Origin of the sequence: Amycolatopsis kentuckyensis (assembly GCF_002155975.1) — a bacterium.
GTDB lineage: Bacteria > Actinomycetota > Actinomycetes > Mycobacteriales > Pseudonocardiaceae > Amycolatopsis > Amycolatopsis kentuckyensis.
Genome location: NZ_MUMI01000353.1, coordinates 1 through 8166, shown reverse-complemented (window position 1 = coordinate 8166; position 8166 = coordinate 1). Strand labels below are relative to the sequence as shown.

Genomic DNA, 8166 nt, shown 5'->3' with positions numbered 1-8166 from the left:
CCGGCCAAGGTGCTGGCCGCCCGGTTGCCGCCGACGGCGACCAGGTGCCGCCCGAACGTCGTGCGCTGGACGAGCAGCCCGGCCAGGACGGCGAGCACGCCCGCGACGATCACCGTGATCGGCACGCCGAGGACGGCACCGGTGCCGAGTTCCAGGAAGTCGCGGTTGTGCAGCTGGACGAGCTGGCCGTGCGCGATCACCAGGGCGAGCCCGCGGCCGCCGACCAGCAGCGCGAGGGTCGCGATGATCGGCTGGATGCCCAGGTAGGCCACCAGGTAGCCGCTGAACAGGCCGGAGACGATCCCGGCGATGACGGCCACGACGATCGCCGTCAGCGGACCGGCGCCCAGGTAGAGCGGGATGAGCGCGGCGGCGATCGACATCACCGAGCCGACCGAGAGGTCGATGCCCTCGGTGCCGATCACCAGCGCCAGGCCGAGCGCGACGATGCAGACCGGCGCCGCCTGCACCAGCTGGGTGCGGAAGTTGGCCGCGGACAGGAAGTTCTCGGTGAACCCCACGTTGAACAGCAGCAGCACGACGACGGCCAGGTAGACGCCGTAGTTCTGCAGCCACGTGGTGACCTTCGCGCGCTCAAGGGTGGCCGTGGACATCGTTGTCACCCTCCGCTGCGATCGCCGTCAGGACGTTCTCCTCGGTGATGCGGTCGCCGGTCAGCTCGCCGGCCACCGAGCCGTCGCGCAGGACGACCACGCGGTCGGAGCCGTCGATCAGTTCCTCCAGTTCGGACGAGATGAGCAGCACACCGAGCCCTTCCTTCGCGAGTTCGTCGATCAGCGCCTGGACCTCGGCCTTGGCGCCGACGTCGATGCCGCGGGTCGGCTCGTCGAGCAGCAGGATCTTCGGGCCGGTGGCGAGCCAGCGGGCCAGCAGCACCTTCTGCTGGTTGCCCCCGGACAGCTCCGACACCTTCTGCTCCGGACTGGCCGCCTTGATCCGCAGCCGCTCCATGAAGAGCTGCACGATCCTGTCCTGCTTGGCCTTGCTGACCAGGCCGAACGGCGACAGCGTCGGCAGCGCGGCGAGCACGATGTTCTCGCGGACCGACAGGTTCGGGATGATGCCGTCGGTCTTGCGGTCCTCGGCCAGCAGCGCGATCCCGGCCCGCATGGCGCTCTTGATCCGGCCTCGCTTGAGCGGTTTGCCCGCGAGCAGCACGCTGCCGCCGTCGAGGGGGAACGCGCCGACGATGGCCCGGGCCGTCTCGCTGCGGCCGGAGCCGAGCAGCCCGGCCAGGCCGACGACCTCCCCGGGCCGGATGCTCACCGAGACGTCGTGCAGCTTCCGCAGGCCGCTGAGGTTCTCGGCCTCGAGCAGCGGCTCGCGCTCGACGTCGTGCTCCTCGCCGAACGCCGTGACGCCCTCTTCGCGGATCCGGCGGATCTCGCGGCCGAGCATCAGCGACACGAGCTCGATGCGCGGCAGCGGCTTCAGTGGTCCACTGTGGACGACCCGGCCGTCGCGGAGCACGGTGACGCTGTCGCAGACCCGGTACAGCTCGTCCATCCGGTGGCTGACGTAGACGATCGCGATGCCGTGCGCGTGCAGCCGGTTCAGCACCGCGAAGAGCGTCTCGACCTCGCGCGGCTCGAGCGAGGACGTCGGCTCGTCCATGATGACGACCTTGGCGTCGGCCGACACCGCGCGGGCGAGGGCGACCATCTGCTGCGCGCCGACACCCAGCGTGTGCAGCGGGCGCTTGACGTCGTCGTCGATGCCGTAGCCCTTGAGCAGCTCGCGGGCGTCGGCGTACATCTTCCCCCAGTCCACCAGGCCCGCGCGGGTGCGCGGCTCGCGGCCGAGGAAGACGTTGCCGGCGATGCTCATCAGCGGGACGAGGTTGACCTCCTGGTAGATGGTGGAGATCCCGGCGCGCTGCGCGTCGATCGGCCGCTTGAACGTCACCGGCTCGCCGAGGTGGCGCACCTCGCCCTCGTCCGGCTGGTGGACGCCGGTGAGCACCTTGATCAGCGTGGACTTGCCGGCGCCGTTCTCGCCGACCAGCGCGTGCACCTCGCCCGGCGCCAGCGCGAAGCTGACGTCGTCGAGCGCGAGGGTGCCGGGGAACCGCTTGGTCACCCCGGTCACCTCGAGCACCGGTGCGGTCCGCACTTCGGTGGTGGCGGTCATTGGTAGGAGTTCCCGACCTTCTGCGCGGCGTTGGTCTCGTCGTACTGGTCGTCGGTGATGACGATGCTCGCCGGGATCGGCTCGCCGGCGGTGAACTTCTGCAGCGTCTGGAAGGCCAGCGGGCCGAAGCGCGGGTTCGACTCGATCACGGCGTTGTAGCTGCCGTCGACGATGAGCTGCACGGCGTTGCGGGTGCCGTCGATGGAGACGATCTTGACGTCCTTGCCCGGTGCCTTGCCCGCCGTCTTGAGCGCGTTGACCGCGCCGACACCCATCTCGTCGTTCTCGGCGTAGACGGCGGTGAGGTCCGGGTGGCTCTGGATGAGCTGCTCCATCACGGCCTGGCCCTTGGACCGGTCGAACTCGCCGGTCTGCTCGGCGACCACGGCCAGGCCGGGCGTCTTCGCCAGCTCGTCCTTGAACCCCTTGGTGCGGTCGGTGGTGACGTTGTTGCCGGACGAGCCGAGCAGGATCGCCACCTTGCCGGTGCCGCCGGTCGACTTCGCCATCGCCTGGGCGGCGCGCTTGCCCTGTTCGACGAAGTCGGAGCCGATGAAGGTGAGGTAGTCGGTGCACGGCTGCGCCGTCACCTTGCGGTCGATGGTGACCACCGGGACCTTCTTGGCCTTCGCCGCGTCGAGCGCGGGCTGGAGGCCGTCGGAGTTCAGCGGCGCGACGACCAGCAGCTGGGCGCCACGGTCGAGCATCGACTTGATGTCGCTGATCTGCCGGTTCAGGTCGCTCTGGGCGTTGGTGACCAGCAGCTTGTCCGTCGCGATGCCGAGCTTCGCGGCTTCGTCGCGGATGGACTGCGTCTCGGTGGTCCGGAAGGGATTGGCCTCCTTTTCGGACTGGGAGAAACCGACCACCGCCGTCTTCAGGTCGACCTTGGGGTAACCGGTCTTCTGCAGCGTGCAGCCGTCGGCGGACGGCGCGGCGGACTGGGCGCTGGCGGCGGGGCCGCCGCCGCTGGACGGCGCCGCGGGGGTTTCTTCCCGGGCGGTGCAGGAGGTGAGGGTCAGCGCGGCGGCGGCCGCGGTGACCAGGACCAGTCGGGGACGGGAGGGCAAGAGCACGTCGACTCCTCGGGCAGCGTCGTTGGTGGCCCGCTCGCCGGGGTGATCGGGGTCACCACGGGAGCCTTGGGGTACTTTTTACATCGTTGGAACAACGTTGTAAACCGGCAGCCGTTGGCTACACTTCGTGCTCACTCTCTGAAGGGACCGCTCGTGACCGTGACGCTCAAGGACGTCGCCACGCTTGCCGGAGTGTCGGTGAAGACGGTGTCGAACGTCGTGAACGGCTACGCCTTCGTCAAGCCGGAGAACCGCCGGCGCGTCGAGGAAGCCCTGGCGGCGACCGGGTACCGGCCGAACGTCGGGGCCCGCAACCTCCGCCGCGGCCGCACCGGGTTCCTGGCGCTGATGGTGCCCGAGCTGTCCATCCCGTACTTCGGCGAGCTGGCCGGCCTGGTGATCACGGCGGCGCAGAAGCGCGGCTGGAGCGTCCTGATCGAACAGACGCAGGGGACGCGGGAACGGGAGCGGGAGACCCTTTCCTCGCTGGGGCCCCACCTGGTCGACGGGGCACTGGTGCACCCGGAAGCCCTGGAGGCGGCGGACTTCCCGGCCGATCCGGGCGGGATCCCCCTGGTCATGCTGGGCGAGCACGCGGTGGACGTGCCGTTCGACCACGTGGCCATCGACAACGTCCTGGCGGCGCGCACGGCGGTGTCCCACCTGGCCTCGCTGGGCCGCACGCGCATCGCGGCGATCGGGCGCAACCCGGCGCGTGGGACGTCGTCGCAGCGCCTGGCCGGCTACCGCTCGGCGCTGTCGGAGGCCGGCTTGTCCTATTCGGACGCTCTGGTGGCCCCGGCGGAGAAGTGGCACCGGTCGGTGGGCTCGGCGGCGATGAAGTCGTTGCTGGCCCTGCCTTCGCCGCCGGACGCGGTGTTCTGCTTCAACGACCTGCTGGCCATCGGGGCCCTGCGCGCGGTGGCCGAGCTGGGCCTGCGCGTGCCGGAGGACGTCGCGATCGTGGGTTTCGACAACAACGAAGAGAGCGCATTCTCCCTGCCGTCGCTGACGACGATCGCGCCGGACAAGTCGGCGCTCGCCGAGGCGGCGGTGGACCTCGTGCACCGGCGCATCACGGGGGACCAGACCGCACCGCCGCAGGACATCCAGACGCCGTTCGCCCTGGAGGTCCGCGAAAGCACCGGCGGCCGCTGACGCCGGGTCAGCGGGACGGCCAGTGCCAGGAGGGCCGGTCCAGGCGGCCCTGGCCGGCCACCTTCGTCTCGCCGTACTCCTTCTCCAGCTCGACCGTGCCCACGTCGGTCACCTCCGCCAGAGCGCGGATCAGCGGGCGGGCGTGGGAGACCACCACCAGCTGGGTCTCCTTCGCCGCCGTGGCGATCAAGGCCGCCAGGGCCGGCAGGAGGTCCGGGTGGAGGCTCGTCTCCGGCTCGTTCAGCACCAGCAGTTCCGGCGGGCGCGGGGTCAGCAGGGCCGCCACCCACAGCAGGAACCGCAGCGTCCCGTCCGACAGCTCGGCCGCCGACAACGGCCGCAGCAGGCCGTGCTGGCGGAACTCGACCGACAGCAGGCCGTCCTGGGAGCGGACCTCCACGGTCGAGCCCGGGAAGGCCGCGTCGACCACCTCCGCGAGCTCTTCGGTGCGGCCCACCTCGATGATCGTCTGCAGGGCCGCCGCGAGGTCGGCGCCGTCGTGGGACAGCACCGGGGTGCGGGTGCCGATGCGGGACTGGCGGGCCGGGGCGCCGGCGTCCGTGCGGAAGTGGTCGTAGAACCGCCACGACCGGATGCGCTCGCGCAGCACCAGCAGTTCCGGGCAGGCGCGGGGATCCGCGAACTCGCTCAGCATGCTGTCGGTCAACCGGATCTTGAACCGGTCCTCGCCCCAGGCCCCGGAAGCGACGCGGGTGCGCACCGACGGGCCCGCCCGGTCCGCGAGCAACGCGGCCGGCCGCAGGACCGGCCCCGACCACACCGCTTCCCGCTTGAACTCCGGGTCGAGGTTGAACAGCGTCGCGCCCGGCACCGGCAGCCCCAGGTCGAGCGCGTAGCCGAATTCCTCGCCCGCGAAGCCGAGCCGCAGCCCGACGGCCCTCGTGTGCACTTTGCCCTGAACTCGGGTGGTTCCCCGCCGCACGCCGTTCTCCGGGCCGGCCCACAGCGTCGACGGCAGCCCGCCCTCCTGGGCCAGCGCCGCCACGGCGCCGTTGCGCGAGGCGTCCGCCAGCAGCCGCAGTGCCCGGTACAAGCTGGACTTCCCGCTGCCGTTCGGTCCGGTGACGACGGTCAGCCCGGACAGCGGCAGCACCAGGTCGCGCAGCGAGCGGTAGTTCCCGACGGCCAGCGTGGTGAGCATGCCCCGAACCTAGCCGAGAAGCCGGCGGGCATCATTCGTGCTCGAGGGGGCATCACGCAACGATGCCCCCTCGATCACGGGTCGGGGCCTTCGCTCACGTGCTCACTTGACCGGCATGGTCACTTCGTAGACGCGGGTCGCGGCCTTGCGGGCGCCGGTGAAGCCGTTGGCCCACAGGGATTCCACCCGGGACGCTTCCTGCGCGTTCGGGTTGGCGTTGGTGCAGGACGGGCCGGGGCCGCCGCCGGACATCAGTTCCGAGCACGGGCCTTCGTAGTGGTCCGGCAGGCCCAGCGCGTGCCCGGTTTCGTGAGCCGCGATGCGGGTCTGGTCGTACTGCCCGGCCTGGGTGTAGTCGATGAAGATCGTGCCGCTGCCGTGGCCGTCGGTCTGGGCGTACGACCCGCGCGGGTCGTTGCCCTCGGTGTAGTGCAGCGAAGCGCCCGAGGAGCTCTCCTGGAGCTTGACGTTCGACACCGCCGCGTTCCAGTTGGCCGCGCCCGCGTTGATCACCGCGCGGAAACTGGGGGCGTCCGAGGTGTCGTAGTAGACGATCGTGGCCGCTTCCGGGGCCGCGAAGGCCGGGCCGGCCGTCAGCGGGGTCGCGATCATCGCCAGGGCGACGGCAGCTCCGGGCAGCAGGTACTTCCTGGACATCGGGACGACTCCTTGCCGTGGGGAATTTACCGGGTCTGCGCGCGCTGGGTGTCGAACTTACGGAATCGCCCGGCGTTTGTGACCCGACTTTCGTACCGGCTTGGGGCCGTTCGGCTCAGTCGACCGGGTCGGCGAGCGGGATCTCGCCCTCGCCACGCCACGAGCCGCGCCACGCCAGATCACCCCGGGCCAAGGGTTTCCCGCAGGCGTCGCACCGTGCGCCGGGCCGGGTGAGCTGCCCGCAGCGGGAGTGCACCAGCGTCATCGGGCCGGGTGCGGTCTCCGACGACGTGTGGGTGTCACCCCAGGCGCCGAGGGCGTGCAGCACCGGCAGCGCGTCCGAGCCGGCCTGGGTGAGGCGGTACTCGTGGCGGGTGCGGCCGCCGTCGCGGTAGGGGAGCTTCCTCAGCAGCCCGCGGTCGACGAGCTTGGCCAGTCGGGTGGTCAGCACGTTGTCGGCGATGCCGAGCTGGGTGCGGAAGTCCTCGAAGCGGGTGGTGCCCGCGGTGGCGTTGCGCAGGATCAGCAGCGTCCACGGCTCGCCGAGGACGTCGGCGGCGCGCGCGATCGGGCAGGCGGCGTCCGCCCAGGTGATGCGACGGCTCATCTTGTGATCCCTTCGAGCTGACTTGCTGCGAGCAAGTTTACGCCGTAGGATCGGGGACAGCTAGCTTGCAAGTAGCAAGCCAGGTCGAGAGGAGTTCGTCATGGACATCACGGGTGCGGTGGCGCTGGTCACCGGAGCCAATCGCGGACTCGGCCGCCGGTTCGCCGCGGCGCTGCTCGAACGCGGCGCGGCCAAGGTGTACGCGGCCGCGCGGAACCCCGAGTCCGTCGATGTGCCGGGCGTGGTTCCGCTGCGGCTGGACGTGACCGACCCGGAGTCGATCCGGGAAGCCGCCGCGGTGGCGGGCGACGTCACGCTGCTGGTGAACAACGCCGGTTCGTCGACCGGGGCGTCGCTGCTCGGCGGGTCCCTCGAGGACATCCGGCTGGAGATGGACACGCACTACTTCGGCACGCTGGCCGTGACCCGCGCGTTCGCGCCGGTCCTCGAGCGCAACGGCGGCGGCGCGGTGCTCAACGTGCTGTCGGTGCTTTCCTGGTTCACCGCACCGCAGGTCGCGGCCTACTCCGCGGCGAAGTCGGCGGCCTGGTCGCTGACCAACGCGCTGCGCCTGGAGCTGGCGCCGCAGAAGACGCAGGTGACCGCGCTGCACGTCGGGTACATGGACACCGACATGGCCAAGGGTGTCGACGGCCCGAAGAGCGACCCGGCGGTCGTGGCGGGCCTGGCTCTGGACGGCGTCGAGGAAGGCCGCTTCGAGGTGCTTGCCGACGACGTCAGCCGGAACGTGCGGGCCGGGCTCGCCGGTGATCTCTCCGGGCTGTACCCCGCGCTGGTTTCCTGAAGGCGTTTTCCGGACCCCGGAATACGGCGGTGCCGACCGCGGGCGTATGAATAGGCGGGTGGCGGAACACGTCGAAGCCGGAATGGGCCGAACGAGAAACCGCTGGGGCGAAGGCGAACGGTTGCGCGGCGAGATCCTGGCCGCGGCCGGCCGGTTGCTGGCCGAGCTCGGCGGCGAGGACGGGCTGACGATCCGCGGCGTCGCCCGCGCCGTCGGCATCGCCCCGGCGAGCATCTACCAGCATTTCTCCGACCGTGCGGAATTGGTCCGCGGATTGCTCGACCACGAATACGCCCGACTGCGGGATTCGATGCGCGCGGCGGAGGAGTCAATCGGCGAAACCGACGTCGTCGGCCGCGTCCGGGCGCAGATTCACGCGTACTGCGCGTTCGCGATGGAGAACCCGGGGCATTACCGGCTGATGCTGGCGAACGGGGCTTCGCGGCCGGACCCGGACGCCCGCGCGGAGGGCCCGCTGCTGGACGTGATCGACCGCCTGGCCGCGGGCTTCGAGCGCTGCGTCGAGGCGGGCCACCCGCTGCGGGTGACG

Annotated in this window: 9 protein-coding genes; 3 read left to right on the top strand and 6 right to left on the bottom strand. The window is 71.0% G+C overall.

Annotation, left to right across the window (positions count from 1 at the left end):
• The 3 genes from CCN39_RS30740 to CCN39_RS30730 form a co-directional block, all read right to left on the bottom strand.
• A partial coding sequence (locus CCN39_RS30740; RefSeq protein WP_143264213.1) for an ABC transporter permease occupies positions 1-614 on the bottom strand: 614 nt, incomplete at its 3' end.
• Positions 595-2151 (bottom strand): sugar ABC transporter ATP-binding protein, encoded by a 1557-nt coding sequence (locus tag CCN39_RS30735; RefSeq protein ID WP_086847874.1) that lies wholly within the window; start codon positions 2149-2151, stop codon positions 595-597. The genes CCN39_RS30735 and CCN39_RS30740, both read right to left, overlap by 20 nt.
• Entirely contained in the window at positions 2148-3227 is a 1080-nt protein-coding gene (locus CCN39_RS30730) for an ABC transporter substrate-binding protein (protein ID WP_086847872.1), read from the bottom strand. The genes CCN39_RS30735 and CCN39_RS30730 overlap by 4 nt, the downstream gene beginning before the upstream one ends.
• Before the next feature lie 153 nt (positions 3228-3380).
• On the opposite strand from CCN39_RS30730, the gene CCN39_RS30725 reads away from it, so the two are divergent.
• Positions 3381-4385, top strand: coding sequence for a LacI family DNA-binding transcriptional regulator (locus tag CCN39_RS30725; protein ID WP_086847870.1), 1005 nt, complete (start codon positions 3381-3383; stop codon positions 4383-4385).
• 7 nt (positions 4386-4392) lie between these two features.
• On the opposite strand, the gene CCN39_RS30720 is transcribed toward CCN39_RS30725, so the two are convergent.
• From CCN39_RS30720 to CCN39_RS30710, 3 genes are all read right to left on the bottom strand, one after another.
• A complete protein-coding gene (locus tag CCN39_RS30720) occupies positions 4393-5547 on the bottom strand; it encodes an AAA family ATPase (protein WP_086847868.1) in 1155 nt (384 codons plus the stop codon).
• Between the two features lie 102 nt (positions 5548-5649).
• The gene (locus tag CCN39_RS30715) at positions 5650-6204 is read right to left on the bottom strand and encodes a snapalysin family zinc-dependent metalloprotease (RefSeq protein ID WP_086847866.1); all 555 of its coding nucleotides are present in this window, start codon (positions 6202-6204) and stop codon (positions 5650-5652) included.
• Positions 6205-6319: 115 nt separating this feature from the next.
• The gene (locus CCN39_RS30710) at positions 6320-6811 is read right to left on the bottom strand and encodes a winged helix-turn-helix transcriptional regulator (protein ID WP_086847864.1); all 492 of its coding nucleotides are present in this window, start codon (positions 6809-6811) and stop codon (positions 6320-6322) included.
• Between the two features lie 100 nt (positions 6812-6911).
• On the opposite strand from CCN39_RS30710, the gene CCN39_RS30705 reads away from it, so the two are divergent.
• A complete protein-coding gene (locus tag CCN39_RS30705; protein WP_086847862.1) occupies positions 6912-7616 on the top strand; it encodes an SDR family oxidoreductase in 705 nt (234 codons plus the stop codon).
• 82 nt (positions 7617-7698) lie between these two features.
• On the top strand, positions 7699-8166 hold a 468-nt coding region (locus CCN39_RS30700), incomplete at its 3' end, for a TetR/AcrR family transcriptional regulator (protein ID WP_244211071.1).

Excerpts from the sequence above, each read along its gene's own strand:
- CCN39_RS30735 (WP_086847874.1), bottom strand. The coding sequence starts at position 2,151 with ATGACCGCCACCACCGAAGTGCGGACCGCACCGGTGCTCGAGGTGACC.
- CCN39_RS30720 (WP_086847868.1), bottom strand. The coding sequence starts at position 5,547 with ATGCTCACCACGCTGGCCGTCGGGAACTACCGCTCGCTGCGCGACCTG.
- CCN39_RS30715 (WP_086847866.1), bottom strand. The coding sequence starts at position 6,204 with ATGTCCAGGAAGTACCTGCTGCCCGGAGCTGCCGTCGCCCTGGCGATG.
- CCN39_RS30710 (WP_086847864.1), bottom strand. The coding sequence starts at position 6,811 with ATGAGCCGTCGCATCACCTGGGCGGACGCCGCCTGCCCGATCGCGCGC.
- CCN39_RS30705 (WP_086847862.1), top strand. The coding sequence starts at position 6,912 with ATGGACATCACGGGTGCGGTGGCGCTGGTCACCGGAGCCAATCGCGGA.